Here is a 24,159-nt window from a genome sequence, read left to right on the forward strand (position 1 = left end):
GCATCCGAGGGGGTCGGATGCCGCGCCGCACCCGTCTGCACCGGGGCGCACGGTCATCCGGGAGGATGACGGCGGGGCCGCGCGAATACGGCGAGCGACCGACGCGCCGCCCCGGCCCGCCCCGGCAGGCTCGAGGGTATGAGTTCCTTCGTGATCGAGGCATCCGGCCTCAGCAAGTCGTTCGGCCAGACGCGCGCCCTCGCGGGCGTCGACCTCCAGGTGCGCACCGGGGAGGCGATCGCCATCATGGGCGCCTCCGGCTCGGGCAAGACGACCCTGCTGCACTGCCTCGCGGGCATCACCCGCCCCGATACCGGCACGGTCGGCTTCCAGTCGGGCGCCGGGCGGGTCGAGGTCACCGGGCTCAGCGAGCGCGAGCGGTCGCGCCTGCGCCGCGAGGCGTACGGCTTCGTCTTCCAGCAGGGCCTCCTCATTCCCGAGCTCACGGCGGTCGAGAACGTCGCGCTCGCCCTCATGCTGAACGGCATGCCGCGCGCCCGCGCCGAGGAGTACGGGCGCGGCTGGCTCGCCGCCCTCGGCCTCGCGGGCATGGAGGACCGCCGCATCGGCCAGCTCTCGGGCGGCCAGGCGCAGCGCGTCGCGATCGCGCGGGCGCAGGTGACCGGGGCATCCGTCGTCTTCGCCGACGAGCCGACCGGCGCGCTCGACTCGGCCACCTCGGCCGAGGTCATGCAGGCGCTCCTCGACTCGACCACCGGTCAGGGGCGCACGCTCGTGCTCGTCACGCACGACGCGGATGTCGCGGGGCGGTGCTCCCGGATCGTCGACATGCGCGACGGCCGCATCGTCGGCGAGCGGGTTCCCGGGGTGACCGCGTGATCGCCCGCGTCGCGTGGCTGCTCGCCCGACCCGGCACCGCCGGTGCGGCGGCGAGCCTCCTGCCCGTCACGGCCTTCGCGATCGTCACCTCGCTGCTGCTCGTCGTGCTCGGCGGAGCCCAGTCGTTCTGGACGTGGACCGACGACATCGGCGTCACGTACCAGGCGCTCGCGGTCATCGCCCTCGTGCTCCTCGTGGTTCCGCTGGCCTCGCTCGGCGGTGCGGCCGCCCGGCTCTCGGCCCGCCGCCGCGACGACCGGCTCGCGACCCTTCGCCTGCTCGGCGCCACCCCGGCGACCGTGTCGGCGCTCGCCGTGCTCGAATCGGTCGTGCTCGCCGCTGCCGGCGCCATCGCCGGTGTCGTGCTGTACTTCCTCCTCGTGCCGCTCGTCGCCCTCATCCCGTTCCGGGGCGAGGCCCTCGGCATCGACGGCGTGCTGCTCGGCGTGCCCGCGCTCGCCGCGGTCGTCGGGGGAGTCGTGCTGCTCGCTGCGGCGAGCGCGGTGCTCGGCCTCCGTCAGGTCGTCATCTCGCCGCTCGGCGTGCGCACGAAGCAGGACGCCCCGAAGCTGCACTGGCTCCGCATCGTCATCGGCGTCGCGGTCATCGCGCTCGCGTTCCTCATGATGTCCGTGCTGCAGGTGGCAGGCTCGGTGATGGTCATCCTCGCGATGCTCGGCGCGGCCTTCGGCGGCACCATCGCGGTGCTGAACCTCATCGGCCCGTGGGTCATCCGCCTCGTCGCGCAGTCGCAGGCGCGACGCGCGAAGACGCCGGCGCGCCTGCTCGCAGCCCGTTCCGTGCTGGAGTCGCCGAAGGCGGCCTGGCGGCAGGTCTCGGGCGTCGCGATGACGAGCTTCATGGCGGTCTTCGCGGGCACCGGCATCGCCCTGCTCGGCTCCTTCGGCGAGGCCGCCGACGCCCAGTCGACGCAGCTCTTCGCCGACATCCGCACCGGCATCCTCATCACGGTGATCGGCTCGTTCCTCATGGTCGCGAGCTCGGTCGGCGTGAACCAGGCCGCGGGCATCCTCGACCGCGGCGAGCTGTACCGCTCGCTCGGCATGCTCGGCATGCCGACCCCGACCATGGACACGGCGCGGCGGCGGGCGGTCATGTCGCCGCTGCGCATCACCGCGATCGGCTCGGCGGTCACCGCGGCCGTCGTGATGCTGCCGCTCACGGGCGCCGCGATCATCGTCGCGCCGCTCTCGCTCGCGGTGATCGCCGGCGTGCTCGCGGCGGGCATCGGGGTCGTGTGGCTCGGGCTGCTCGCGACGAAGCCGATGCTCGAACGGGCGGCGGCGGGCGCGTGACCCGCCGCCCACGCTGAGCGGCTCCGCGATCAGGCGCGCGTCATCGTGGAGGGGTAGCCGCCGTCACCCGGGTAGACCCAGGCGCCGTCGACGACCCGGTCGTCGGCGCTGAAGGCGCCCTGGAAGTAGGCGGGACTGCCTTTCGCGCCGCCCCAGATCGTCAGGGTGTCGCCGACGAGTTCGTACACGTAGTCGAGCGTGTTGCCCGCCGAGTCGTAGAAGCGCGAGACGACGTCGGCCCCGGCGGGTTCGCCGAACGGGTGCAGGTGGCCGATGACCTCGAGTCCGGTGATCCGTTCGCCGAACTGGCTGAGCTCGACGTGCTGCAGCAGGAAGCGCCCGCCCGTCATCCACTCGTAGCGCACCGTGCCCTCCGCGCCGCCGCTCACCGTCCAGGTGCCGACGAGCCGGTCGAGTGCCCGAACCTCGGGTGACGGCGGGGACTGCGCACCGAGGCCTGCCGCGTCGATGTCGTGCCCGGTGATCTCGGGGGTCGCGGTGTCGTCGTTCATGGTCGTTCCTCTCGTTTCGCGGCGCATCGGTCGGCGCCGTCACGGGATACCTCGGAGCCGGCGGCCCGGCCTTGACATCGGGCCCGCGAGATCCTCCCGAACGAAACTCCTCGGCGATGTCAAGACGATGTCGTCGGCTCCGAGGTAGCGGTACAGGAACGATTCCGAACCCACGGGAGGACATCATGACCGCACACCTCGATCACCGGGCACGCATCGAGTCGCCGACCGGCGCTCGCCGCGAGTCCACTCGCCGTCTCGCCGTGGCCGCCGCGCTCGCCGGCCCGCTCTTCTACGTCTCGGCCATCATCCAGATGCTCACGCGCCCCGGCTTCGACCTCCGGGTGCACCCACTCAGCCAGCTCTCCACGGGGTCGCTCGGGTGGATCCAGATCGCGACCTTCGTGCTGACGGGTCTCGGCGTGATCGCCCTCGCGATCGTGCACCGCCGAGTCGTCGTCGACGGGCTGGGGCGGCGTGCCGCCCCGCTCTTCATCGGCCTCTTCGGCGTCGGGCTGGTTGCCGCGGGATGCTTCACGATGGACCCGCAGCTGGGCTTCCCGCTCGGCGCCCCCGAGGGAGTCGTGCCGATGTCGTGGCACTCGGTCGTGCACGCCGCCGCCGCTGCGATCGCGTTCACCGCCCTGGCGGTCGCGTGCATCGTGCTGCTCGTGCGGGACATCCGGGGCCGTGCCCTGTGGCCCGCCATCGGCAACGGCCTGACCGCCCTCGTGCTGCTGCTCCCGGTCACGCCCGAGAGCGCGAGCGTGCAGGTCGCGCTCACCGGACTCGTCGCGTTCACGTGGACGACGGTGGTCGCGATCCGGCTCTGCCGCGCCGCGTGACCCCTCGATCCCCTTCGATGATTCGAATAGCGTGGCGTCGACCGCGCCCTCTGGAAGGACACCGCTCATGAAGTTCCTCGTGCTCAGCTACACCCCGGCCGCGAGCTGGGACGCGGCGACCGCCGACGCCCCCACCGACGAGGCGCTCGCCGCATTCGCGATCTACCAGGAGTTCGAGGCCGAACTGCGGGCGACGGGCGAGTTCGTGACGAGCGAGGGCCTCGGGCATCCCGCCGTGACCACCACGGTGCGCAGGACCGAGTCCGGCGTCGTCGCCACCGACGGGCCGTTCGCCGAGTTGAAGGAGGTGCTCGCGAGCTTCGCCGTGATCGACGTCGCGAGCCTCGAACGCGCGCGGGACATCGTCAGCCGCATGGTCGAGGTGCTCGGCGAACCGATGGAGATCCGTCCGATCATGGGCGACGACTTCGCCTGATGGCTCGCGACCGCGCGATCGAGCACCTGCTGCGCTCCGAGGCGCCGCAGGTGCTCGGCGCGATCGTGCGTCGATTCGGGCGTTTCGACGTGGCCGAAGACGCCGTGCAGGAAGCGCTCATCGCCGCGAGTCGGCAGTGGCCGACCGAGGGCGTTCCCAACGAGCCCCGCAGCTGGCTCATCCGCGTCGCCTACCGCAGGATGATCGACCTGCTCCGCTCCGAACAGGCGGCGCATCGCCGCGAAGAGGCGGCCGCGGCATCCGACCCCTCGATCTTCGACCTGACCGCGCCTCGGCCGGCGGTGGTCGATCACGACGACAGCCTGCACCTGCTCGTGCTGTGCTGCCATCCGGCGCTCAGCGCGGCATCGCAGATCGCACTGACGCTGCGTGCCGTGGGCGGCCTCACGACGGCGGAGATCGCACACGCCTACGGCGTCTCCGAACCGACGATGGCCGTGCGCATCAGCCGGGCGAAGCAGCAGCTGAAGCGGGCCGGTGCGCGGTTCGAGCTGCCGCCCGACGCCGATCTCCGCGGCCGCATCGAGGCGGTCATGCGCGTGCTCTACCTGATCTTCAACGAGGGGTACACCGTCAGCTCCGGCGACGAGCTCGGTCGTCGCGACCTCGCCGAGGAGGCGATCCGCCTGGCCCGGATGCTGCAGCGGATGCTGCCGGGCGAGCCCGAGCCCGAGGGCCTCACTGCGTTGATGCTGCTCACCGAAGCGCGGCGTGCGGCGCGAACGGATGCCGGAGGCGGGCTCGTGCCGATGGCCGACCAGGATCGCGGGCGATGGGACGCGGAGCTGATCGAGGAGGGGAAGGCGCTCATCGAACGCGCGTGGGCTCGCCGCAGCATCGGCACGTATCAGCTGCAGGCCGCGATCGCCGCCGTGCATGCCGAGGCGGTCTCGGACGACGAGACCGATTGGCCGCAGATCGCCGCGCTCTACCTCGGACTCGAACAGCTCGAACCCACCGCGCCGGTGCGCCTCTCGCGCGTGGTCGCCGTCGCGCACGCCTACGGGGTGCAGCGGGGCCTCGCCCTGCTCGACGATCTCGACCGGGCGCACGGCCTCTCCGACGACCCGCTCGTCAGCGGCCGGGTGCGCGCGGTGCGCGGCCACCTGCTCGGCCGCTCCGGCGATCATGAGCTCGCCGGCGAGCAGTTCAGGGCGGCCGCGGCGATGACCGGCAACCTCATCGAGCAGCAGTACCTGGAAGACCGGGCCCTGCGGATGGAAGTACGCTCGAAGCATGAGTGACGGGTCCTTCGACGAACGTGATGCTGCCATGAGCGAGCTGCTCGGCATCAGGTCCAGCATCGACAACATCGACGCGGCGCTCATCCACCTGCTCGCCGAACGCTTCAAGTTCACCCAGCAGGTCGGGCGATTGAAGGCGACGCACGGGCTGCCGCCGAGCGACCCCGACCGCGAGCGACGCCAGATCGCGCGGCTCCGGAACCTCGCGATCGACGCGCACCTCGACCCGGCGTTCGCCGAGAAGTGGTTCAACTTCGTCGTCGCCGAGGTGATCCAGCACCACGAAGAGCTCGCCAACGGCGCGGCCTCGGGCTCCGACGAGCTGTGAGCTCCGAGCCGTGAACTGGTACCCGGCGGCGATGCCGTCGCAGGTGGGCAAGCGGTACCTCGTGACCGGGGCGAACGCCGGGCTCGGGTTCTTCACGGCGGCGCGGCTCGCCGGCGCGGGCGCGCACGTCGTGCTCGTCGGGCGCAGCCCCGAGCGGCTCGAGGCGGCGATGGCCGCGATCCGCGGCGCGCGCCCCGAGGCATCCGTCGAACCGCTCGTCATCGACCTCGCCTCGCTCGACTCGGTGCGCGCCGGCACCGCCCGCCTGCTGCACCGCCCGTCGTTCGACGGCATCGTGGCCAATGCGGGCATGGTGCACACGCCGGGCACCCGACTCGAGTCGCCCGACGGCAACGAACTCGTGCTCGCGACGAACGTGCTCGGCCACTTCGCACTGCTGGCGCGGATGCTGCCGCACCTCGCGCCGGGCGCGCGCATCGTCGCGCTCGGCTCGCTGTCGAGCCGGCTCTCGACGTTCCGCATCGACGATTTGCAGCTCGAGCGCGGCTACGACGCCTGGCGGGCCTACGCGCAGTCGAAGATCGCGATCCAGGTCTTCGCCTTCGAGCTCGACCGGCGGCTTCGAGCGGCCGACTCCCCGATCTCGAGCATCGTCGCCCACCCGGGCTACTCGGTGGGAGGCAGGACCCCGCGGGTGCCGGGCGTCAACGAACCGTCGACCGGCAAGCGATTCCGGGACTCGCTGCAGGGGCTGTGGGCGCAGGGCAAGCATCGCGGCGCCGAGCCGACCCTGCACGCGCTCACGGCGCCGGGCGTCGAGGGCGGCCAGTTCTGGGGCCCGCGCTGGTCGACGAAGGGCGAACCGACGCTGCAGCGGCCGACCCGCACGTCGACGGATGCCGCGATCGGCGCACGCTTCTGGGCCCTCGCCGAAGACGCCACCGGCACGACGTTCACCGTCGGCGCATGAGCGGGCCCGCCGAGAAGCCGCGATTCTTCGCGCGGCCGAAGGTCCGGCGCATCCTCTCGCGCACCGTGGTCGCCGTCGGCATCGTGCTCGCCGTGATCGGCGTCGTCTCGGGGCGGTACGGGTGGCTCTTCGCGGGCATCATCGCGACCGGCCTCGGCGCCGCGATGGGGCCGGGGCGCATCCGCCGCTAGCCGGGCGACGTGCGCATGCGGCACGCGGTGCGGCGTTCGCCCGCCGCTCCGCCGATCAGGCTGGCTTCACCCAGCGGCTCCACTCCGGCTGCGGCGCGTAACCTGCTGACCGCCAGATCGTCTGGCCGAGCTCGTTGCCGTCGAGCACCATGGCGTCGATGCGTGCGGCGCCGAGCTGCGACAGGCGGGCCGCCGCGTGCTCGAGCAGGCGGTTGCCGATGCCACGTCGACGGAACTCGGGGCTCACCGCGAGGCGGTAGAGGTGCGCGCGCCACCCGTCCCATCCTGCGATCACCGAGCCCACCACCGTGCCGCCGACGACGGCGACGATGAGCGCGTCGGGGTCCCGAGCGATCAGTCGTTCGAGGGCGGCCGCGGTGTCGACCGGCCGGGTGTCGTTCTCCGCAGCGGACTGCCAGAACAGCAGCACCTCGCGTATGTCGTCGGGCGTGGCGGTTCGGAACTCGGGGTCGGCCATGGCTCCGATTCTGACGCACGAGCGGCGAGATCCCGTGCGTGCGAGAACGCCGCTCGCGGTTCACCTGCCGGTAACCGTGACGCTGCCCTGCGTTGGGGCCCGCTGCCTAGCTTGGGCCATCGGAACACACAGCATGCGCCTGCACCGGGCGCAGCGGTCACGAAAGGTTTCCGATGAAGCTCAACACCAAGGCCTGGCCCGCGATCGCCGCAGCGGCCCTGCTCACCGTCGGCCTCGCCGCCTGTTCGTCGCCCTCCGCGGCCGACGACGCCGCAGCGGATGCCTCGGGTGCGAAGTTCGCCGTCGACGAGAACACGCTCGTCTTCGGCGTCGTTCCCGACTCGGTCGACACCGAGACGAACTACCAGCCCCTCATGGACTACATCGCGAAGGAGACCGGCAAGACGGTCGAGTACCACGAGTCCACCGACTACGCCGCGCTCATCGAGGCCGCCGTCGCCGGCAAGATCGACGTCGCCTCCTTCTCGGGCTTCACCTACGTGACCGCGACGAACAACGGCGCCGCCCTCACCCCGATCTCCTCGATCATCACCGAAGAGGGCCAGGAGCCCGGCTACTTCTCGCAGGCGATCGTGCCCAAGGGCAGCGACATCACCGACCTCGCCGGCTTCAAGGGCAAGAAGGTGTGCTTCGTCGACCCGTCGTCGACCTCGGGCTACCTGTTCCCGAGCTACAACCTGCTGAACGAGGGCATCGACCCCGAGACCGACGTCACGCCGGTGTTCGCGGGCAAGCACGACGTCTCGGTCACCAAGACCGGTGAGGGCGTCGAGTGCGAGGCCGGCTTCGCCGAGGACAGCGAGGTCGAGAAGAGCGACAAGGTCGAGGTCATCGCCGAGACGATGGTTCCCGGCGCACCGATCGTGCTCTCGAAGACGCTGCCCGAAGACCTGCAGGCCCAGCTGACCGACATCCTCGGCGAGGTCACGATCGACGAGATCATCGCCGCCGGCATCGACAGCGCCGACACCGACGCGTTCCGCAGCGTCTTCTTCGCGACGTCGCCCGTCGACGACGCGTACTACGACACCATCCGCGACATCTGCGAGAAGACGAACGCGGACCAGTGCCAGGGCTGACGCCTCGGCACTGAACACGGTCGGAAACGCACGGAACACGGAACACGGAGCACCGCATGGGCACGCCAGTCGGCAACGAGGATCACGTCGTCATCGACGTCACCGGACTCACGAAGGAGTTCGGCCGCACCGTGGCGCTGAATGGGGCGTCGCTCACGGTCGCGCGGGGGGAGATCGTGGTGCTCCTCGGGCTCTCGGGGTCGGGCAAGTCGACCCTGCTGCGGCACCTCGACGGACTCGAGACGCCGACCTCCGGTTCCGTGCGCGTGCTCGGCCAGGAGGTGCCGCGCCTGACGGGGCGGCGCCTCCGGGCCCTGCGCAGCCGCATGGGCTTCGTCTTCCAGCAGTTCGACCTGGTGCCATCGCTGACGGTGCTCGAGAACGTGCTGACCGGCGCGCTCTCCGAGCTCCGCGGCCCGCGCATCGGGCTCTGGAGCTACCCGCGGCGGCTGAAGCTCGCGGCGCTCGGCCATCTCGACCGGGTGGGCCTGCTCGACCGCGCGTACCAGCGGGCCGACACGCTCTCGGGCGGCCAGCAGCAGCGCGTCGCCATCGCACGCGCCCTCATGCAGGACCCCGAGATCCTCCTCGCCGACGAGCCCGTCGCCTCGCTCGACCCCGAGTCGAGCGAGCAGGTCATGTCGCTCATCCGCGAGATCGCGATGGACGCCGGACTCACCGTCGTCTGCAGCCTGCACCAGGTCGACCTCGCGCTCTCGTGGGGCGACCGCATCGTCGGCCTCCGCCACGGCGAGGTCGTGCTCGACACCCCCGCCGAGGGGCTCTCCAAGGCCGAGGTCATGGAGATCTACGGCCGGGTCGCCACGTCGACCACCGAACTCGAGGCGATCGAGGTCGAGCTCGCGGATGCCGCGGCCGACGCCGCAGCCGACACCCACCTCGCCGACGGCGCGCTGCGCTCATGAGCCTCGCCGCCGTCGCGCCGGCCCCGTCGGCACCGCCGCCGTCGCCGTCGATCGCCGAACGCGCGCCCCGCCGCCGCGTCTCGCCGGAGCGCATCGCCGCGACCCTGACGCTCGGCGCGATCGTCGTGGCATCCGTCGTCGCCCTCGCCGACTCGGGCATCTCGATCCCGAGCATGATCGAGAGCTGGGGCAACGCCGAGCGGTTCTTCGCCCGCGTCGGCTCGATCACCTTCCCCGAGCCGGGGGAGCTCCTCTACCTGACGGCACTCACGATCGGCCTCGTGCTCTGCGGCACCCTGCTCGCCGCGGTCATCTCGGTGCCCGTCGCCTACCTCGCCGCGTCGAACACGACACCTGGCCGCGCCTGGCAGGCGTTCGGCCGCTTCGTCACGGTGCTGACCCGCGCGATCCCCGACGTCGTGCTCGCGATGTTCTTCGTGCTCATGTTCTCGCTCGGCTCCCTCCCCGGAATCCTCGCGATCGGCATCCACTCGATCGGCATGATCGCCAAGCTCTTCGCCGACGCCATCGAGCAGATCGACGAAGGCCCGCGCCGCGCCATCCGTGCCGCAGGGGGCTCGAAGCTGCAGGAGTTCACGAGCGGGATCCTGCCGCAGGTGCTGCCGTCGTGGGTGGCGACCGTGCTGCACCGCAACGACATCAACCTGCGCGGATCGGTCGTGCTCGGCTACGTCGGCGTCGTCGGCCTCGGCATGGAGATGTCGTTCGCCTTCAAGTCGCTGAACTACTCGGAGGGCCTCGGCATCGCGCTCGTGATGTTCGCGCTCTGCGTGGTCATGGAGATCGTCTCGAGCGTCGTGCGCCAGGCCATGCTCGGCGGCGCACCGTCGGGCCGTGGGCTCGGCGACCGCGTCGTGCGCGGCGTGCAGAACGCCGGCGCGCGGGCACGCAGCGCCCGCTCGACGGCGGCGCAGGCACCGGCCACGGCCGGGCGGGCGGATGCCGCGGCCCCGCGCCACGGCGTCGGCGCCCGCCACGCGGCATCCGACCTCGAAGCCGCACTCCGCCGGCCGTGGGACGCCGTCCGGATCCGCAACACCGCCTGGGGCTGGATCGCGCTCGCGGTCGTCATCGGCAGCGTGCTCGTCTGCAACATCCAGTGGGGCGACCTCATCACCTTCTGGGCGAAGGTTCCCGCGATCGCGGTGCAGTTCTGGCCGCCGAACTTCGGCAACTACGACACCGCCACCATGTTCGGCGCGATGGCGCAGACGATCGGCATCGCGCTCGCCGCGACGCTGCTCGCGTTCGTCGTATCGGTGTTCGTCGGCTCGCTCGCCGCCCGCAACGTCGCCCCGAACGGCACGGTGCGCACCTCGATGCGACTGCTGCTCGTGGTGATCCGCGGCATCCCCGAGGTGATCCTCGCGATCGTGCTCATCGTCATCACGGGCCTCGGCAGCCAGGCCGGCACCCTCGCCCTCGCATTCGGCGGCATCGGCCTGCTCGGCAAGCTCATCGCAGACTCGTTCGAAGAGGTGCGGCCGGGGCCCGAACGGGCGCTGCGCGCCACCGGCGCGAGCCGCGGCCAGGTCTACGCCTCGGCGACGCTGCCGCAGGGAACGCGAGCGCTCATCGGGCACAGCTTCTACCTGCTCGACACGAACATCCGTGCGGCGACGATCCTCGGCATCGTGGGCGGCGGCGGCATCGGCTACTACCTGCTGAACGCCGGGCAGGGATCGAACTACGCCGTCGTGACCGCGATCGTGCTGATGATCCTCGTCACGGTGCTGATCGTCGAGGGCATCGCGATGTGGATGCGGCGGGTGTTCCGATGAACACGAGCCCGATGAGCACGAGCCCGATGAGCACTGCCCGCTTCGACGTCGCCGTGGTCGGCTCCGGCATCGTCGGCCTCGGCGCCGCGCTCGCCGCGCACCGACGCGGGCAGCGGGTCGTCGTGATCGAGCGGGGCAGCGAGGCATCCGGGGCATCCGTTCGCAACTTCGGTCACCTGTGCTTCACCCCGCAGGCCGGGCTCGCCCGCGAGTTCGCGCTCACGTCTCGTGAACTGTGGCTCGGGCTCGCCCTCGACGCCGGCGTGTGGCTGCGCGATTCGGGCACCCTCGTGGCCGCCCGCCGCGACGACGAGTTCGCCGTGCTCAGCGATCTCGCCGGCACCCGCGGCGCCGAGGTCGAGCTGCTCACGGCGGCCGAGGCCGAAGCGCGGATGCCGCTCGCCCCGGGCAGCGCCGTCGGCGGCGCGTTCCTCCCGCGCGACCTGCAGGCGAACCCGCGACAGGCCGTCACCGCGCTCGCCGCGCACCTCGAGCGCGAGGGCGTCGAGTTCCGCCGGCGCACCGCGGTCGGCGCCGTGCGCCCCGGCCGCGTCGAGACGAGCCGCGGCCCGATCGACGTCGGCCGGGTGATCGTCGCGGTGAACCACGACATCGACCAGCTCTACCCCGAGGTCGCCGAGCGGCACGGCATCGTGCGGTGCGCGCTCGACATGATGCGGGTCTCCGCCGAGCTGCGGATGCCGCTCGCCGCGCCGCTCCTCACCGGCTGGTCGCTCGTGCGGTACGGCGCCTTCTCGGCCACCCCGGCCGCTGCGGCCCTCCGCGAGCGGCTGCACTCCGAGCGCCCCGACCTCGCGGCGCTCGACCTGAACCAGATGTACACGCGGCTGCCCGACGGCACCCTCATCGTCGGCGACACCCACTCGCGAGGCGCGACCGTCGCGCCGTTCCAGGCCGAGTTCGCGTTCGAGTCGCTCGCCGCCGAGACCCGATCGCTCTTCGGCATCGATGAGCTGCGCGTCGTCGAGCGCTGGCAGGGCGTCTACGCGAGCGGGCCCGAGGACTTCCTCATGGAGGAGGTCGAGCCCGGCGTGCACCTCGTCGCCGCCACCACCGGCATCGGCATGACGACCGGACTCGGGCTCGCCGAGCACGTCGTCGCCGGCTTCTCCGGCGAACCGGTGTTCGCCCGCGACTCGTCGGCGTTCGCCCCGGCACCCACGATCACCCTGCAGAAAGGCGCATCATGACCTCGAACACTCCCATCGACCTCTCCGCCGACGAACTCGCCGAGCGCGACGAGCTGGCCGAGCTCTCCGAAGCGGGCGAGGCGGGCGAGGCCGGCACGCGCGCGCTCATCGCCGAGCAGCTCGACGAGCGGCTCGAGGACTTCGATGACGACGACCTCGACGACGACGACGAGTCGGGCGACATCGAGCTGATCGTGCTCGACATGGCCGGAACGACCGTCGCCGACGACGGCGTCGTGGAGCGGGCGTTCGAGCTCGCCGCCGAGCGCAGCGGCATCGCGACCGGCGAGGCCTTCGACCGCGCGCTCCAGTACGTTCGCGACACCATGGGCCAGTCGAAGATCGAGGTCTTCCGCGTGCTCGCCGATGGGGACGAAGACGCCGCGCAGCGGGCGAACTCGGCCTTCGAGGGGGCGTACGCCGAGCTCGTCGCGAGCGAGGGCGTCGCCGAGATCCCGGGTGCGGCCGACGTCATCAGGGAACTTCGGGGCGCCGGGGCATCCGTCGTGCTCACGACCGGATTCTCGCCCGAGACGCGGACCGCGATCATCGATGCGCTCGGCTGGCACGACCTCGCCGATGCCGTGCTGTCGCCCGCCGACGCCGGCCGTGGCCGCCCGCACCCCGACATGCCGCTCACCGCACTGCTCCGCACCGGCGCGAGCGCGGTCGACGCGATGGTCGTCGTCGGCGACACCGTGAGCGATGTCGCATCGGGCGTCAATGCGGGCGCCGGGTTCGTCGTCGGCGTGCTGAGCGGCGCACACGACCGCGACGCGCTCGAGGAGGCCGGAGCCGACGCCGTCATCGACAGCATCACCGAGCTGCCCGCGCTGCTCGGCCTCCGCGGCGAGTAGCGGCGTGTCGATGCACACCGTCGTGCGGGTCGGCGATCTCGACATCATCGTCAAGCCCTCGCCGATCGCGATGGTCTGGTACGAGCCGGGCCGCCCGCATGAGGCGCTCGCGGCGCCCGGGGTGCGGCTCGCGCCGGGGGAGGCGCTCGTCGAGGTCGAGCTCGCCACGATCTGCGGATCCGACGTGCACACGGTCAGCGGTCACCGTTCCGCTCCCGCGCCGCTCGTGCTCGGGCACGAGCAGGTCGGCCGCGTCGTCGCCGTGGGCGACGGCGCGGTGCGGGCCGACGGCACACCGCTCGAACTCGGCGACCGCGTCGTGTGGTCGGTCACGGTCAGCTGCGGCGACTGCGACCGGTGCCGCAGGGGACTCGCGCAGAAGTGCCGCACGCTCGCGAAGTACGGGCACGAGCGCGTGCACCGGGGCTGGGAGCTGTCGGGCGGTTTCGCGACCCACGTGCAGTTGCGAGCGGGCACTGCGACGGTGCGCGTCAGCGAGGCGCTGCCCGCAGCCATCGCGGCACCCGCATCGTGCGCGACGGCCACCGCGGTCGCCGCACTCGACGCGGCCGCCGCGAAGGTCGAACTCGACGGCGCGCTCGTGCTCGTCACCGGTGCGGGCATGATCGGCCTCTCCGTCGCGGCGATGGCCGTCGAGGCCGGCGCGGAGGTCGTCGTCAGCGATCCGGATGCCGCGCGGCGAGCGTTCGCCCGGCGGCTCGGCGCCGTCACGGTCGACCCGCTCGCCCGGGGCGCATCGCCCGATCGCCTCGACGCGGCGCTCGCGCGCTTCGCGGAGCGCGGCCGCTCCGAAGTGCTCGTCGCGATCGAGGCATCCGGAACCGCGGCGGCGGTGCGCACCGTGCTCGACGTCGTCGGGGTCGGCGGCGTCGCCGTGCTCGTGGGCAGCGTCTCTCCGGGGTCGGAGGTGAGCCTCGATCCCGAGACCGTCGTGCGGCGGCTCGCGACCGTGACCGGCGTGCACAACTACTCGGCGGGCCAGCTCGAGCGCGCGGTCGCGTTCCTCGAGCGGGCGTGGCAACTGCTGCCGTTCGAGGAGCTCGTGGGGGCGACGCATCCGCTCGCCGAGCTCGACCTCGCGCTCGAGGAGGCCGCGACCGGCCTGCACGTTCGGGTCGGGGTGGCGCCGGGTCGCCGCCTGATCTGATCCCGTGAATCTGGAGACCCGAGGAGCTGGGAGACGTAGGCTGATCGAATCATGCGCGTCATCAGTTACAACCTGCGGAAGCACCGGGCGAGCGGCGAACTCGTCGGTCTCGTCGAGCGCCACTCGCCCGACATCCTGTGCCTGCAGGAGTGCGACACGCAAGACCTCCCGCAGCAGATCCACGACCTGCAGCTCGCCGACGCGACGCAGCGCAACCGGCTCGGCCTCGCGCTCTACTACGACGCGGAGCGGTTCCGAGCGCTCCGCATCCAGGCGTTCGCGCTCAAGAAGTCGCTGCACGACCGACTGCTGCAGCCGGCGCACGAGCGACTCATCGGGGTGCGGCTCTTCGACAACGAGGCGCAGCGCGAGCTCATCGTCGCCTCGTTCCACGCTGCGCCGCTGACCGCGCTGAACTCGCTGCGACGCCACCAGATCAAGTCGGCGCTCGGCGAGCTGCAGTTCCTCGGCCCGGGGCTGCCGACCCTCATGGTGGGCGACTACAACTACCCGATCTTCAAGGAGAACCTCGGCGAGAAGGTGCGCGACTCGGGCTACGACCTGACGCTCAGCGACAAGCGCACCTACACGCGGTACAAGTTCTTCCGCGGGCACTTCGATCTCGCGACCTCGGTCGGGCTCGACATCTCGGTCGTCGAGACCCTCGCGCGCGGATCGTCCGACCACATGCCGATCCTCGTCGACGCCGAGTACAGCGTGCCGGTCGTCGCGAGCGCCACATGATCGGTCGCGAACTCGCGCTCGCGCTGCGCGACGCCGGCCTCGTGTGGCACCCCGAGTCGGGCGATCGCTTCGCGCTCGACCTGCCCGATGCCGTCGAGTCCGAGGTCGAGGCCGAGGTGTTCACGGTCAGCGAGATGACGATCGAGCCGCAGGCGTACTCGACCGACACGGTGCTCGGCTTCAACGGCACGACCGAGTGGGCGCTCGACTCGGTCTCGGTCGGCGACGCCGTCTGGCTGCCGCGCGAAGACCAGTTGCGGGAGCTCCTCCGCGGGTCGTTCCGGGCGCTCCGGCGCCTCGACGACGCGTTCGAGGTCGAGATCGAACTCGGCGGCGAGTCGCACCGCTTCGAGCATCCCGACGTCGCCGAGGCGTACGGCCTCGCCCTGTTCGAACTGATCGGGCGATCGCGATGACGGATGCCTCGGCGCCCGGGCGGTCTCCTTCGCACTCGTCGGGGGCGCTGCAGGTGCTGCGGCCGCTCGCCGATGCCGCTTCGGCTGCGGCCGCCGAGCTCGCCCGCCACGGCGCCCGCGACGAGGCGCTCGCCGAGTACGTGCCCGAGCGCCGCACGCTCGGCATCTCGCGTGCGGCGCGGATGACCCCGCTCGGCCGGGTCTGGCGGCTCGGGGTGCTGCTCGTCGGCGCCGACGGCCGGCTCTTCGCGACCGGTCGGGTCGTGCGCGCCGAACGCCCCGTCAGGCGGAGCACCCCGGCAGCGGCGATCGCCGAGCAGCGCGCCTTTGCCGCCGCCGCCGCGAAGGGCGGCTTCGCCGAGGGCGAGACCGTGAACTTCGGTGCGGTGCCGATCGACCCCGTCGAGCTCGTGCGGTCCGGGGCATCCGGCGCGCTCGTGGTGGTCGGCGACGAGCTGTTCGTGCGCTGGAGCCCGGCTCAGCCCGGCGCGCTCACGCCGCTCGACCGCTACCTCGCCGACCGGGTCGAGCTGCTCGCGAACCCGCCGTCGGGTTCCTGAACCGGGGCCTGCCGCCAGGCCGGACCGACGTCAGAACGTCGGGGTCGGCTGGAACAGCATGAAGATCGTCCATCCGCATGCGACGACGGTGAGGCCGAGGGCGATCCACCAGGCGAAGACCGGCGGCTCGGACACGAGGTTCCAGATCAGGAAGCCGAGCTGCAGGATCCCGACCACCGAGGCGATCGCCGTCGAGACCACGGCAGGCTCGAACACCGCGTGCTGCATCGTCCCAGTGCCGTCGTCCAGCTGGTACGACAGCTGGATCGCCGACACCGAGAGGAGCACGGCGACGACCGCGAAGAGCACGAGGAAGGAGGCGAAGACGATGCGCTGGGAGCGTTGCATGGGCTCCATGATGGCAGTTGCCCGCCGTCGGGCTCCTGAGCCGTTCAGCTGCGCGGCCCGCTCCCGTTTGCTAGGGTCGACGATCGTGTCCTGCAATTTCACTGCGATGATCATTCGGCCCCGCACCGCCTGAGGCGGAGCGACCGAACCTTCACGCGTCCCTCCGCCTCGGCCAACGACCCTGGCCGCGGTGCTCCTTCGGCGCGCCCGGCTGACGATCCTCGCCAGCGGAGTTCTCATTGCGTACACACATCCCTTCTTCCCTTCCCTTCTCGTCTTCTGCCTCCCGTTCCGGGCGGTCCGCCCGCTCCCGCCGAGCGCCGGTTCCGGCCCCTTCGACCCTCGCCCAGCCGTCCTTCGGCGGCCGCCATGAGCTCGGCCAGAACTTCCTCGTCGACCGCCGCGTCGTCGACAGGTTCGTCGCGCTGACGGCTGCGGCGCACGGCCCGATCGTCGAGCTCGGCGCCGGCAGCGGCGCGATCACGCGCGAACTCGCAGCGCTCGGTCGACCGCTCACGGCGCTCGAGATCGACCGGCGCCGAGCCGACTCGCTCCGTCGTGAGTTCGTCGATGATCCGCACGTGACGATCGTGCAGGCCGACGCCCTCGCGTGGCGGTACCCGACGGCGCAGCACACCATCGTCGGCAACGTGCCGTTCCACCTCACGACGGCGATCATGCGGTCGCTGCTCGCCCGGGGAGGCTGGACCGACGCGGCCCTGCTCACCCAGTGGGAGGTCGCGCGGCGTCGCTGCGGGGTCGGCGGCTCGAGCCTGCTCACGGCCCAGTGGGACCCGTGGTTCACGTTCCGGCTGCACGAGCGCGTGCCGGCGCGGGCGTTCAAGCCGGCACCGTCGGTCGACGGCGGCGTCTTCACGATCGAGCGACGTTCCGAACCGCTGGTGCCCGCGGCCGACACCGCGGCGTATCAGGCCTTCGTCGCGGAGGTCTACCGGGGGAAGGGGCGCGGACTCGCGCAGATCCTCCGCCGCACGTCGCGGCCGCTGCGCGCCGATCGGGTCGCCGGGCTCCTCCGCGCCGTCGGCGTCGGCGCGGAGACGCTGCCGAGTCGGCTCACCGGGCCGCAGTGGGCTGCGCTCTGGGCGGGGGTGAGCGGAGCGGCCGGGGGCCGGGGGTGATGGTTCAGAGGGTCAGCGGTTCGAGCCGCCGATCGTCACCTCGCGATGCAGTGAAGCGGTGCTACTGATCGGTGAAGAGGTTCGGTGCGATCTTCCGGCTGTGGCCCGCGGGCGCCGGTGCGCTCGCGGGCGCATCGGCTCTCACCACATAGCTGCCGGTCGTCCCACCGACGCCGAACTCGGGGGCGCCACCGCAGCCGAGGACCCAATCCGTCGAGTCCGGGTAGATCAGGAGGCAGACGCGGTCGGTCTCCTCGGCCTTCACCAGGTACAGGCGGTTGCCGTCGTGCTCGACGAGGAAGCGGCTGCTCGATCGAACGATGTCGTCGTATGCGTAGTCCGGCAAGTCGGTGGGGAGAGCATCGCCCGGTGCCTCCGCCCGATCGAGGGCGGCGAACCCGAGTCCCGACCCGACGCACGCCGTGAGCATCACGAGAGCGAATGCGCCGACGACGGTGACGAGTGCCAGCCGCATCGTTGCTCCCATGGCCGAATACTGCCAGAGTGCGGAAGCCGGGCGCCAGACGCAACCGCCCTCCGCGGCGATCGCATCCGGCGCGCTAGGGTCTCGTCGTGTGATCGTATGGCTGAACGGCACCCATGGCGTGGGCAAGACGACGACGAGTGCGCTCGTGCAGGAACTGATCCCGGACTCGCGCGTGTTCGACGCCGAGAAGGTCGGCGAGACGCTCATGGACATCAAGCCGGGGCTGCCCCAGACCGACAACTTCCAGCACTGGCCGCCGTGGCGGCCGCTCGTGGTCGAGACCGCTCGCCGCATTCTCGACTACACCGGCGGCACGCTGGTGATGCCGATGACCGTGCTCGTCGAACCCTACTGGCGAGAGATCAGTGACGGTCTGGCGCACCACGACATCCCGGTGCAGCACTTCGTGCTCCACGCGGACCAGAAGACCCTCCGTCGACGCATCGAGGAGGATACGGTGCTCGGACCGTCGTGGTTCCGTTTCGAGTACCTCGACCCCTATGCCGAGGCGTCCCGCACCTGGCTGCACGATGCGGCCGAGGTGATCGACACCACGGACCTCACGCCCGCTCAGGTCGCACTGCGGATCGTGGAGCGCGTCGACACGACTGCTTCGTAAGCGGGGTGATCGCTTCGGCATCCGCTCGCCGTCACGCGAGAATGGGTGCACGGCGGCAGGGGAGGGCGCATGAGGTGGTATCGCTCCGATGCCGCGCGGGACTTCGCCGTCGCCGCGAACGACGGCATCATCGGCACCGCCGGCGTGCTGCTCGGCTTCGCGGGCGCGGGCGCCTCGAGCACGACCCTGCTCGTGGCCTCGCTCTCGGCACTCGTCGCCGGATCGGTCGCGGGCTTCGGTGCGAAGTACGCCGAGCTCGCGGCGGAGCGCGACGCCGAACGGGCGCTCATCGCCGAGACGGCGGAAGACATCCGGGAGGATGCGAGCGACGACCTCGACGACCTCGCAGCGCACTTCGTCGAGCGCGGCGTCTCCCTCGACCTGGCACGGGATGTCGCGCAGCAGATGCACGCCCACGACGCCGTCGGGGCGCAGCTCGAGGCCGAGCACGGCATCGACGAACCCATGCCTCGCTGGCGCCCGGTGCTCGGGGCGCTGGGGAACGCGGCAGCGCTCGCCACTGGCTCGCTGCTGCCGCTGCTCATGCTGCTCGCGTACCCGGCGGCATGGGAGGAATGGGCGGTCGCTGCCGCGACCCTGATCTCGCTCGCCGTGACGAGCGTGCTCATCGCCCTCTCGGCGCGCACCTCCGTGCCGCGCGCGCTCCGCCGTACGATCGGCATCGGCGTGGCGACGATGGGGCTCAGCTACCTGGTCGGCCTGGTCGTCTTCTGACCGCCGTCGCTGGCGTCGTCGCGGCGTGCACGATCTCCGTCGCCGCTGCCGCGCTCCGAACCCTGCGACTCCTGCTCCTGCACGGCCTCGATGATCGAGTTCTGCAGGCCCCGCTGCCCGGTGTGCAGCTCCTGGTACTTCTCGCCGGCGCTCATGAGCGGCCCGAGCGCGTGCCGCAGACGCGAGCGCGTGCCCCGCGGGGCGCGGAACCAGCGCACGACGATGCCGACGACGATCGCGATCGCGAGCAGCGCGACCGGCACCCAGACGAGGGCGAGCGACCACGTCTCGGGAGTCATCTCAGAACCCGTACGGCGTGATCGGGTCGAGGTGGCCGTCGCGCAGGGCCTCGAGCACCGCGAGCTCGTGCGGCACGACGGGCACGGGCAGGGCGTCGAGCGGGAACCAGGCGAGCTCGGCCGCCTTGTCCTCCATCAGCCTCGGCTCGCCGCGCCACTCGGTCGCACTGAAGAACACGTCGATGCGCTCCTCGATCGACCGGTGCGGTTCGCCGCCGGTGCGGTGCATGACGGTGAGCACCGTGAGCGCGGACTCCTCGAGTTCGACCCCGAGCTCCTCGCGGGTCTCGCGCACGGCGGCCGCGAGCAGGGACTCGCCCTGCTCGACGTGGCCCGCCGCACCGCACGCCCAGTGCTCGTCGAAGTAGCCCGTTCCCCGTCGCAGCTGCAGCAGCACCTCGTCGCCGCGCCGCAGCACGACGTAGGCGGCGGGAATGACCGCGAAGCGCCCGTGGGAGGCCGCGTACGCCTCGGTGTACGACTCGGACTCGGTCACGGGGTGTCGATGCGCTTCGCTACTCGACCGGCGTCAGTAGCCGACGATCGGCCCGAACGCGTCGGCGAGCGGGGCGCGGTTGATGCCGCGCAGCTCGTCGATCGAGACCGTGAAGAGGCCCTGCACCTCGAGCGCGCCCGACGTGGCGTCGGTCACGCCGATGCGGCGCACGGGGTAGTCGCGTCCCTCGCAGAGGCCGCGGAACTTCACGTCGTCTTCGCGAGGCACCGTCACGATGACGCGGCCCGCCGACTCGGAGAAGAGCGCGGTCGCGAGGTCGATGCCGGCGTCGCCGGCGATCTCGTCGAGCACGACGCGGGCGCCGACGCCGAAGCGGCCGACCGCCTCGGCGAGGGCGATCGCGAGGCCGCCGTCGGAGAGGTCGTGCGCCGAGTCGATGAGGCCCTCGATCGCCGCGGCGTTCAGCAGCTCGGCGAGGCGCTTCTCGCCGGCGAGGTCGACCGCCGGCGGGCGACCGCCGAGGTGGCCGTGCACGACGCCGGCCCACGCGGAGCCGTCGAGCTCGAGCGCGGTGTCGCCGAGGAGGTAGATGTTGTGGCCGTCGTCCTGCCATCCCGAGGGGATGCGGCGGGCGACGTCGTCGATCACGCCGAGCACGGCGATCACGGGCGTCGGGTGGATCGGCACGTCGCCGGTCTGGTTGTAGAACGAGACGTTGCCGCCCGTGACGGGGATGCCGAGCTCGAGGCATCCGTCGCTGAGGCCTTCGACCGTCTCGGAGAACTGCCACATGACCTCGGGGTTCTCGGGGGAGCCGAAGTTCAGGCAGTCGGAGACGGCGGCGGGCACCGCGCCGGAGACGGCGACGTTGCGGTACGCCTCGGCGAGGGCGAGCTTCGCGCCCTGACGCGGGTCGAGCTGCGAGTAGCGGCCGTTGGCGTCGGTCGCGACCGAGACGCCGAGACCCGACTCCTCGTCGACGCGCACCATGCCCGCGTCGTCGGGGTAGCTGAGCGCGGTGTTGCCGAGCACGTACTTGTCGTACTGGTTCGTGACCCACGCGGCATCCGCCTGGTTCGCCGAGCCGACGAGCTTCAGGAACTGCTCGCGGATCTCCTCGGGAGTCGCCGGGCGATCGAGCTTCGCGGCCGTGTCGGCCTGCAGTGCGTCGATCCAGGTCGGGTAGGCGACGGGGCGCTCGTAGACCGGACCGTCGACGGCGACGGTGCGCGGGTCGACGTTCACGATCTCCTGGCCGTGCCACATGATCGAGAGGCGGCCGGTGTCGGTGACCTCGCCGAGCACGCTCGTCTCGACGTCCCACTTCTTGACGACCTCGAGGAAGCCCTCGAGCTTCTCGGGGCGCACGATCGCCATCATGCGCTCCTGGCTCTCGCTCATCAGGATCTCTTCGGGCGTCAGCGTGGGGTCGCGCAGCAGCACGTCGTCGAGGACGATCGCCATGCCGCCGTCGCCGTTCGAGGCGAGCTCGGAGGTCGCGCAGGAGATGCCCGCGGCGCCGAGGTCTTGGATGCCCTCGACGAGGTCGCCGGCGAAGAGCTCGAGGCAGCACTCGATGAGCACCTTCTCGGCGAAGGGGTCGCCGACCTGCACCGCGGGGCGCTTGGTGGGGCCGCCCTCGGCGAAGGTGTCGGAGGCGAGGATCGACGCGCCGCCGATGCCGTCGCCGCCGGTGCGGGCGCCGAAGAGCACGACCTTGTTGCCGGCGCCCTTGGCGTTGGCGAGGTGCAGGTCTTCATGGCGCATGACGCCGACCGCGAGGGCGTTGACGAGCGGGTTCGCCTGGTACACCGGGTCGAACCAGGTCTCGCCGCCGATGTTCGGCAGGCCGAGGCAGTTGCCGTAGAAGCTGATGCCCGAGACCACGCCGTGCACGACGCGGGCGGTGTCGGGGTGGTCGATGGCGCCGAAGCGCAGCGCGTCCATGACGGCGACGGGGCGGGCGCCCATCGAGATGATGTCGCGCACGATGCCGCCGACGCCGGTCGCTGCGCCCTGGAACGGCTCGATGTAGCTCGGGTGGTTGTGGCTCTCGATCTTGAACGTGACCGCCCAGCCCTCGCCGACGTCGATGACGCCCGCGTTCTCGCCCATGCCCACCATGAGGTTCTTCTTCATCTCGGGCGTGACCTTCTTGCCGAACTGGCGAAGGTAGATCTTCGACGACTTGTACGAGCAGTGCTCGCTCCACATGACCGAGTACATCGCGAGCTCGGCGCTTGTGGGGCGACGGCCCAGGATGTTGCGGATGCGCTCGTACTCGTCGGGCTTCAGGCCCAGGGCGGCGTACGGCTGCTCCTTCTCGGGGGTGGTCGCCGCGACCTCGACGGTGTCGAGCACCGCGGTCGTCGGTGCAGCGATGTTGGCGGGGGTGTTGATGGTCACGAGTGGCGAGCTCCAGAAGACGGCGGCGATGCGGATGCCGCGGGGCGAATGCCTGACCCCAGCAGTCTACCGGCCGTTGCAGACTCCCTTTCCGCGGTCATCCGCGGCCTGTTCGCCCGCTGCTCGTGCCGATCCGACCGGCACGAGCAGCGGCCCCGCCCGTTCACATCACGCGACCGCGGTCGCCTCGAGCTCGACCATCTGGCCGGGGATCGCGAGCCGCGTCACCCCGAGCATCGTGGTGGTGGGCGCGACGCCCGCAGCGCCCAGCCGCGATGCCAGCACGCCGTAGTGCGGGAACAGCAGGTCGACGTCGGTCGTGTACACGTTGAGCCGCACGACGTCGCCGAGTGACATGTCCGCCGCGGCGAGCACGGCCTCGAGGTTGTCGAGGCTGAGCGCCAGCTGCGCCGCCATGTCCCCGTCGTGCTGGGGCGTGCCATCGCTGCCCATCGCCGTCTGCCCCGAGCAGTACAGGGTGCGGGCCTGCCCGGAGACGAGCTCGCCCTGGTTGAATCCCATCTCCACCGACCACGTCACCGGGTTGATCGCCGTTCGTTCGATTGCCACTTCTGCTCCATTCGATTCGCGGGACTGCGTACGTCTCGAGCCTTCCAACGAATCACGACACCCTCCGTCATGTATTCGGATAACGTGCTCGTATGCGTGCCGACCGCCTGGTCTCACTGGTGCTGCTGCTCCGCCAGCGGGGTCGGCTGACCGCCGACGCGCTCGCCCGCGAGCTGGAGGTCTCCACCCGCACCGTGCTTCGCGACATCGAGGCGTTGTCGACGGCCGGCGTTCCGGTCTACGCCGAACGCGGCAGGCACGGCGGGTTCGAGTTGCTGCCCGGCTTCCGCACCGAGCTCACCGGGTTGAACCCCGACGAAGCGCTCGCCGTGCTGACCGCCGGGTCCGGCCGCGGCGAGCAGGCGTTCGGACTCGGCTCGGCGCTCGCCTCGGCGATGCGCAAGGTCGTCGACGCGATGCCCGAGACCGATCGGCTCACCGCGAACGTCGCCGCCCGGCGCATCCTCGTGGAGCCCGAGACGGATCTGCTCTCGCGCCGGCGCTCGACCGAGGAGGTGGCGCGCACGACGATGAGCGAGGTCCGCCGGGCGGTGCTGACCGGAGTCAAGCTGCGCATCCTCTACACGGCAGTGGGCCGGGAGCCGACGTGGCGCACGGTGGATCCGATCGGCCTGGTCACCGTGCGCGACCGGGGCTACCTGCTCGCAACGACCGACGGCGAGGATCGCACCTACCGTCTGTCGCGGATCTCGGACGCCGAAGCGCTCGCCGAGGCGGCCGAGCGGCCGAGCCAGGTCGACCTGGACCGGATCTGGCGAGAACGCAGCGCACGATTCCTGGCCGACGGCCACATCGTCGTGCTGGCGCGGGTGGCCCCCGAACGGCGCGAGGAGCTGTTGGATGCCGCGGTGGCGGTCCGAGCCGAAGAGCCCGATGCCGACGCCGACGGCTGGTCGCGCGTCGAGGCCACCTTCCAGGATCTCCGACATGCCGAGTGGGCGCTGTGGCAACTCGGCACGGACGCGGAAGCCCTGGGCCCGCCGTCGCTGCGAACCGCGCTCGGCGAGCGGGCTGCCGCACTCGTCGCGCGGTACGTCGGTGCTTCCCCCAGCGCGCTCCCGCGTCCGACCCGGTAGAATGCCGAGTGGTCGTCGCGTTCTCGACGACCCTGGGCGCGCACATCAGCGCGCAGTCGACCCGCCGTAGCGCTCG

At 71.6% G+C, this 24,159-nt stretch carries 28 protein-coding genes and 1 pseudogene; 21 read left to right on the top strand and 8 right to left on the bottom strand.

From position 1 onward, the window contains the following. The first annotated feature begins 138 nt into the window (after nucleotides 1-138). Nucleotides 139-840, top strand: a complete 702-nt coding sequence (locus tag ACFTQE_RS13220) for an ABC transporter ATP-binding protein (protein WP_375835830.1) — start codon at nucleotides 139-141, stop codon at nucleotides 838-840. Continuing rightward, nucleotides 837-2,156 (top strand): FtsX-like permease family protein, encoded by a 1,320-nt coding sequence (locus ACFTQE_RS13225; RefSeq protein ID WP_376925508.1) that lies wholly within the window; start codon nucleotides 837-839, stop codon nucleotides 2,154-2,156. Before ACFTQE_RS13220 ends, ACFTQE_RS13225 begins: the two co-directional genes overlap by 4 nt. Nucleotides 2,157-2,185: 29 nt before the next feature. On the opposite strand, the gene ACFTQE_RS13230 is transcribed toward ACFTQE_RS13225, so the two are convergent. Beyond that, nucleotides 2,186-2,668, bottom strand: coding sequence for a hypothetical protein (locus ACFTQE_RS13230; protein WP_376925509.1), 483 nt, complete (start codon nucleotides 2,666-2,668; stop codon nucleotides 2,186-2,188). Nucleotides 2,669-2,853: 185 nt separating this feature from the next. Here ACFTQE_RS13230 and ACFTQE_RS13235 point away from each other — a divergent pair, with 185 nt between their 5' ends. The 6 genes from ACFTQE_RS13235 (at nucleotide 2,854) to ACFTQE_RS13260 (ending at nucleotide 6,664) form a co-directional block, all read left to right on the top strand. Continuing rightward, entirely contained in the window at nucleotides 2,854-3,513 is a 660-nt protein-coding gene (locus tag ACFTQE_RS13235; RefSeq protein WP_376925510.1) for a DUF998 domain-containing protein, read from the top strand. Between the two features lie 67 nt (nucleotides 3,514-3,580). Then, nucleotides 3,581-3,949: a YciI family protein gene (locus tag ACFTQE_RS13240; RefSeq protein WP_376925511.1), complete on the top strand. Its 369-nt coding sequence runs from the start codon at nucleotides 3,581-3,583 to the stop codon at nucleotides 3,947-3,949. After that, on the top strand, nucleotides 3,949-5,214 hold the full coding sequence (locus ACFTQE_RS13245; RefSeq protein WP_376925512.1) for an RNA polymerase sigma factor: 1,266 nt from the start codon (nucleotides 3,949-3,951) through the stop codon (nucleotides 5,212-5,214). Before ACFTQE_RS13240 ends, ACFTQE_RS13245 begins: the two co-directional genes overlap by 1 nt. After that, nucleotides 5,207-5,542, top strand: a complete 336-nt coding sequence (locus tag ACFTQE_RS13250) for a chorismate mutase (protein WP_376925513.1) — start codon at nucleotides 5,207-5,209, stop codon at nucleotides 5,540-5,542. The genes ACFTQE_RS13245 and ACFTQE_RS13250 overlap by 8 nt, the downstream gene beginning before the upstream one ends. A gap of 10 nt (nucleotides 5,543-5,552) precedes the next feature. Further along, on the top strand, nucleotides 5,553-6,473 hold the full coding sequence (locus tag ACFTQE_RS13255; protein WP_376925514.1) for an SDR family NAD(P)-dependent oxidoreductase: 921 nt from the start codon (nucleotides 5,553-5,555) through the stop codon (nucleotides 6,471-6,473). Continuing rightward, nucleotides 6,470-6,664, top strand: a complete 195-nt coding sequence (locus ACFTQE_RS13260) for a hypothetical protein (protein WP_376925515.1) — start codon at nucleotides 6,470-6,472, stop codon at nucleotides 6,662-6,664. Before ACFTQE_RS13255 ends, ACFTQE_RS13260 begins: the two co-directional genes overlap by 4 nt. Before the next feature lie 55 nt (nucleotides 6,665-6,719). On the opposite strand, the pseudogene ACFTQE_RS13265 reads toward ACFTQE_RS13260, so the two are convergent. Continuing rightward, nucleotides 6,720-7,169: pseudogene (locus ACFTQE_RS13265) on the bottom strand (GNAT family N-acetyltransferase); the annotation flags it as partial. 146 nt (nucleotides 7,170-7,315) lie between these two features. On the opposite strand from ACFTQE_RS13265, the gene ACFTQE_RS13270 reads away from it, so the two are divergent. The 9 genes from ACFTQE_RS13270 to ACFTQE_RS13310 are packed head-to-tail and all read left to right on the top strand — an operon-like array spanning nucleotide 7,316 to nucleotide 15,926. Then, entirely contained in the window at nucleotides 7,316-8,242 is a 927-nt protein-coding gene (locus ACFTQE_RS13270; protein WP_376925516.1) for a phosphate/phosphite/phosphonate ABC transporter substrate-binding protein, read from the top strand. Between the two features lie 56 nt (nucleotides 8,243-8,298). Further along, on the top strand, nucleotides 8,299-9,168 hold the full coding sequence (gene phnC / locus ACFTQE_RS13275; protein WP_376925517.1) for a phosphonate ABC transporter ATP-binding protein: 870 nt from the start codon (nucleotides 8,299-8,301) through the stop codon (nucleotides 9,166-9,168). Then, on the top strand, nucleotides 9,165-10,970 hold the full coding sequence (gene phnE, locus ACFTQE_RS13280) for a phosphonate ABC transporter, permease protein PhnE (RefSeq protein ID WP_376925518.1): 1,806 nt from the start codon (nucleotides 9,165-9,167) through the stop codon (nucleotides 10,968-10,970). The genes phnC and phnE overlap by 4 nt, the downstream gene beginning before the upstream one ends. Before the next feature lie 26 nt (nucleotides 10,971-10,996). Then, nucleotides 10,997-12,181, top strand: a complete 1,185-nt coding sequence (locus ACFTQE_RS13285) for a TIGR03364 family FAD-dependent oxidoreductase (RefSeq protein WP_376925519.1) — start codon at nucleotides 10,997-10,999, stop codon at nucleotides 12,179-12,181. Continuing rightward, the gene (locus tag ACFTQE_RS13290; protein WP_376925520.1) at nucleotides 12,178-13,038 is read left to right on the top strand and encodes a phosphonatase-like hydrolase; all 861 of its coding nucleotides are present in this window, start codon (nucleotides 12,178-12,180) and stop codon (nucleotides 13,036-13,038) included. The genes ACFTQE_RS13285 and ACFTQE_RS13290 overlap by 4 nt, the downstream gene beginning before the upstream one ends. A 10-nt stretch (nucleotides 13,039-13,048) precedes the next feature. Beyond that, nucleotides 13,049-14,206, top strand: coding sequence for an alcohol dehydrogenase catalytic domain-containing protein (locus ACFTQE_RS13295; RefSeq protein WP_376925540.1), 1,158 nt, complete (start codon nucleotides 13,049-13,051; stop codon nucleotides 14,204-14,206). 51 nt (nucleotides 14,207-14,257) lie between these two features. Next, nucleotides 14,258-14,950 carry an endonuclease/exonuclease/phosphatase family protein gene (locus ACFTQE_RS13300; protein ID WP_376925521.1) on the top strand — a complete coding sequence of 231 codons (693 nt, stop codon included), beginning with the start codon at nucleotides 14,258-14,260 and terminating at the stop codon, nucleotides 14,948-14,950. Further along, nucleotides 14,947-15,366, top strand: a complete 420-nt coding sequence (locus ACFTQE_RS13305; RefSeq protein WP_376925522.1) for a pilus assembly protein CpaE — start codon at nucleotides 14,947-14,949, stop codon at nucleotides 15,364-15,366. The genes ACFTQE_RS13300 and ACFTQE_RS13305 overlap by 4 nt, the downstream gene beginning before the upstream one ends. Next, nucleotides 15,363-15,926, top strand: coding sequence for a hypothetical protein (locus ACFTQE_RS13310; protein WP_376925523.1), 564 nt, complete (start codon nucleotides 15,363-15,365; stop codon nucleotides 15,924-15,926). The genes ACFTQE_RS13305 and ACFTQE_RS13310 overlap by 4 nt, the downstream gene beginning before the upstream one ends. A gap of 30 nt (nucleotides 15,927-15,956) precedes the next feature. On the opposite strand, the gene ACFTQE_RS13315 is transcribed toward ACFTQE_RS13310, so the two are convergent. Beyond that, nucleotides 15,957-16,274, bottom strand: coding sequence for a hypothetical protein (locus tag ACFTQE_RS13315; protein WP_376925524.1), 318 nt, complete (start codon nucleotides 16,272-16,274; stop codon nucleotides 15,957-15,959). Nucleotides 16,275-16,513: 239 nt separating this feature from the next. On the opposite strand from ACFTQE_RS13315, the gene erm reads away from it, so the two are divergent. Then, complete coding sequence (gene erm, locus ACFTQE_RS13320) at nucleotides 16,514-17,413, top strand: 23S ribosomal RNA methyltransferase Erm (protein WP_376925525.1); 900 nt, start codon at nucleotides 16,514-16,516, stop codon at nucleotides 17,411-17,413. Nucleotides 17,414-17,474: 61 nt separating this feature from the next. Here erm and ACFTQE_RS13325 read toward each other — a convergent pair whose 3' ends face one another. Further along, the gene (locus ACFTQE_RS13325; protein ID WP_376925526.1) at nucleotides 17,475-17,900 is read right to left on the bottom strand and encodes a hypothetical protein; all 426 of its coding nucleotides are present in this window, start codon (nucleotides 17,898-17,900) and stop codon (nucleotides 17,475-17,477) included. Nucleotides 17,901-17,988: 88 nt separating this feature from the next. Here ACFTQE_RS13325 and ACFTQE_RS13330 point away from each other — a divergent pair, with 88 nt between their 5' ends. After that, nucleotides 17,989-18,519 (top strand): ATP-binding protein, encoded by a 531-nt coding sequence (locus ACFTQE_RS13330; protein ID WP_376925527.1) that lies wholly within the window; start codon nucleotides 17,989-17,991, stop codon nucleotides 18,517-18,519. Between the two features lie 69 nt (nucleotides 18,520-18,588). Beyond that, the gene (locus ACFTQE_RS13335) at nucleotides 18,589-19,254 is read left to right on the top strand and encodes a VIT1/CCC1 transporter family protein (RefSeq protein WP_376925528.1); all 666 of its coding nucleotides are present in this window, start codon (nucleotides 18,589-18,591) and stop codon (nucleotides 19,252-19,254) included. On the opposite strand, the gene ACFTQE_RS13340 is transcribed toward ACFTQE_RS13335, so the two are convergent. The 4 genes from ACFTQE_RS13340 to ACFTQE_RS13355 form a co-directional block, all read right to left on the bottom strand. Next, the gene (locus tag ACFTQE_RS13340; RefSeq protein WP_376925529.1) at nucleotides 19,227-19,553 is read right to left on the bottom strand and encodes a hypothetical protein; all 327 of its coding nucleotides are present in this window, start codon (nucleotides 19,551-19,553) and stop codon (nucleotides 19,227-19,229) included. The genes ACFTQE_RS13335 and ACFTQE_RS13340 overlap by 28 nt on opposite strands. 1 nt (nucleotide 19,554) lies before the next feature. Beyond that, on the bottom strand, nucleotides 19,555-20,049 hold the full coding sequence (locus tag ACFTQE_RS13345) for an NUDIX domain-containing protein (RefSeq protein WP_376925530.1): 495 nt from the start codon (nucleotides 20,047-20,049) through the stop codon (nucleotides 19,555-19,557). 33 nt (nucleotides 20,050-20,082) lie between these two features. Then, nucleotides 20,083-22,416, bottom strand: coding sequence for a phosphoribosylformylglycinamidine synthase subunit PurL (gene purL, locus ACFTQE_RS13350; RefSeq protein WP_376925531.1), 2,334 nt, complete (start codon nucleotides 22,414-22,416; stop codon nucleotides 20,083-20,085). A gap of 168 nt (nucleotides 22,417-22,584) precedes the next feature. Then, a complete protein-coding gene (locus tag ACFTQE_RS13355; RefSeq protein ID WP_376925541.1) occupies nucleotides 22,585-22,980 on the bottom strand; it encodes a RidA family protein in 396 nt (131 codons plus the stop codon). Between the two features lie 98 nt (nucleotides 22,981-23,078). On the opposite strand from ACFTQE_RS13355, the gene ACFTQE_RS13360 reads away from it, so the two are divergent. Further along, nucleotides 23,079-24,083, top strand: coding sequence for a helix-turn-helix transcriptional regulator (locus tag ACFTQE_RS13360; protein WP_376925532.1), 1,005 nt, complete (start codon nucleotides 23,079-23,081; stop codon nucleotides 24,081-24,083). Nucleotides 24,084-24,159: the final 76 nt, after the last annotated feature.

This window comes from Agromyces sp. NPDC056965 (assembly GCF_042673425.1).
GTDB lineage: Bacteria > Actinomycetota > Actinomycetes > Actinomycetales > Microbacteriaceae > Agromyces.

Bases quoted from the DNA above. Each gene is read 5' to 3' on its own strand.
- phnE (WP_376925518.1), top strand. From the start codon at position 9,165: ATGAGCCTCGCCGCCGTCGCGCCGGCCCCGTCGGCACCGCCGCCGTCG.
- ACFTQE_RS13260 (WP_376925515.1), top strand. From the start codon at position 6,470: ATGAGCGGGCCCGCCGAGAAGCCGCGATTCTTCGCGCGGCCGAAGGTC.
- ACFTQE_RS13220 (WP_375835830.1), top strand. From the start codon at position 139: ATGAGTTCCTTCGTGATCGAGGCATCCGGCCTCAGCAAGTCGTTCGGC.
- ACFTQE_RS13305 (WP_376925522.1), top strand. From the start codon at position 14,947: ATGATCGGTCGCGAACTCGCGCTCGCGCTGCGCGACGCCGGCCTCGTG.
- ACFTQE_RS13250 (WP_376925513.1), top strand. From the start codon at position 5,207: ATGAGTGACGGGTCCTTCGACGAACGTGATGCTGCCATGAGCGAGCTG.
- ACFTQE_RS13360 (WP_376925532.1), top strand. From the start codon at position 23,079: ATGCGTGCCGACCGCCTGGTCTCACTGGTGCTGCTGCTCCGCCAGCGG.
- ACFTQE_RS13310 (WP_376925523.1), top strand. From the start codon at position 15,363: ATGACGGATGCCTCGGCGCCCGGGCGGTCTCCTTCGCACTCGTCGGGG.
- ACFTQE_RS13235 (WP_376925510.1), top strand. From the start codon at position 2,854: ATGACCGCACACCTCGATCACCGGGCACGCATCGAGTCGCCGACCGGC.
- ACFTQE_RS13245 (WP_376925512.1), top strand. From the start codon at position 3,949: ATGGCTCGCGACCGCGCGATCGAGCACCTGCTGCGCTCCGAGGCGCCG.
- ACFTQE_RS13300 (WP_376925521.1), top strand. From the start codon at position 14,258: ATGCGCGTCATCAGTTACAACCTGCGGAAGCACCGGGCGAGCGGCGAA.
- ACFTQE_RS13230 (WP_376925509.1), bottom strand. From the start codon at position 2,668: ATGAACGACGACACCGCGACCCCCGAGATCACCGGGCACGACATCGAC.
- ACFTQE_RS13290 (WP_376925520.1), top strand. From the start codon at position 12,178: ATGACCTCGAACACTCCCATCGACCTCTCCGCCGACGAACTCGCCGAG.
- ACFTQE_RS13240 (WP_376925511.1), top strand. From the start codon at position 3,581: ATGAAGTTCCTCGTGCTCAGCTACACCCCGGCCGCGAGCTGGGACGCG.
- ACFTQE_RS13325 (WP_376925526.1), bottom strand. From the start codon at position 17,900: ATGGGAGCAACGATGCGGCTGGCACTCGTCACCGTCGTCGGCGCATTC.
- ACFTQE_RS13270 (WP_376925516.1), top strand. From the start codon at position 7,316: ATGAAGCTCAACACCAAGGCCTGGCCCGCGATCGCCGCAGCGGCCCTG.
- ACFTQE_RS13315 (WP_376925524.1), bottom strand. From the start codon at position 16,274: ATGCAACGCTCCCAGCGCATCGTCTTCGCCTCCTTCCTCGTGCTCTTC.
- ACFTQE_RS13335 (WP_376925528.1), top strand. From the start codon at position 18,589: ATGAGGTGGTATCGCTCCGATGCCGCGCGGGACTTCGCCGTCGCCGCG.
- phnC (WP_376925517.1), top strand. From the start codon at position 8,299: ATGGGCACGCCAGTCGGCAACGAGGATCACGTCGTCATCGACGTCACC.
- ACFTQE_RS13340 (WP_376925529.1), bottom strand. From the start codon at position 19,553: ATGACTCCCGAGACGTGGTCGCTCGCCCTCGTCTGGGTGCCGGTCGCG.
- ACFTQE_RS13285 (WP_376925519.1), top strand. From the start codon at position 10,997: ATGAGCACTGCCCGCTTCGACGTCGCCGTGGTCGGCTCCGGCATCGTC.
- ACFTQE_RS13295 (WP_376925540.1), top strand. From the start codon at position 13,049: ATGCACACCGTCGTGCGGGTCGGCGATCTCGACATCATCGTCAAGCCC.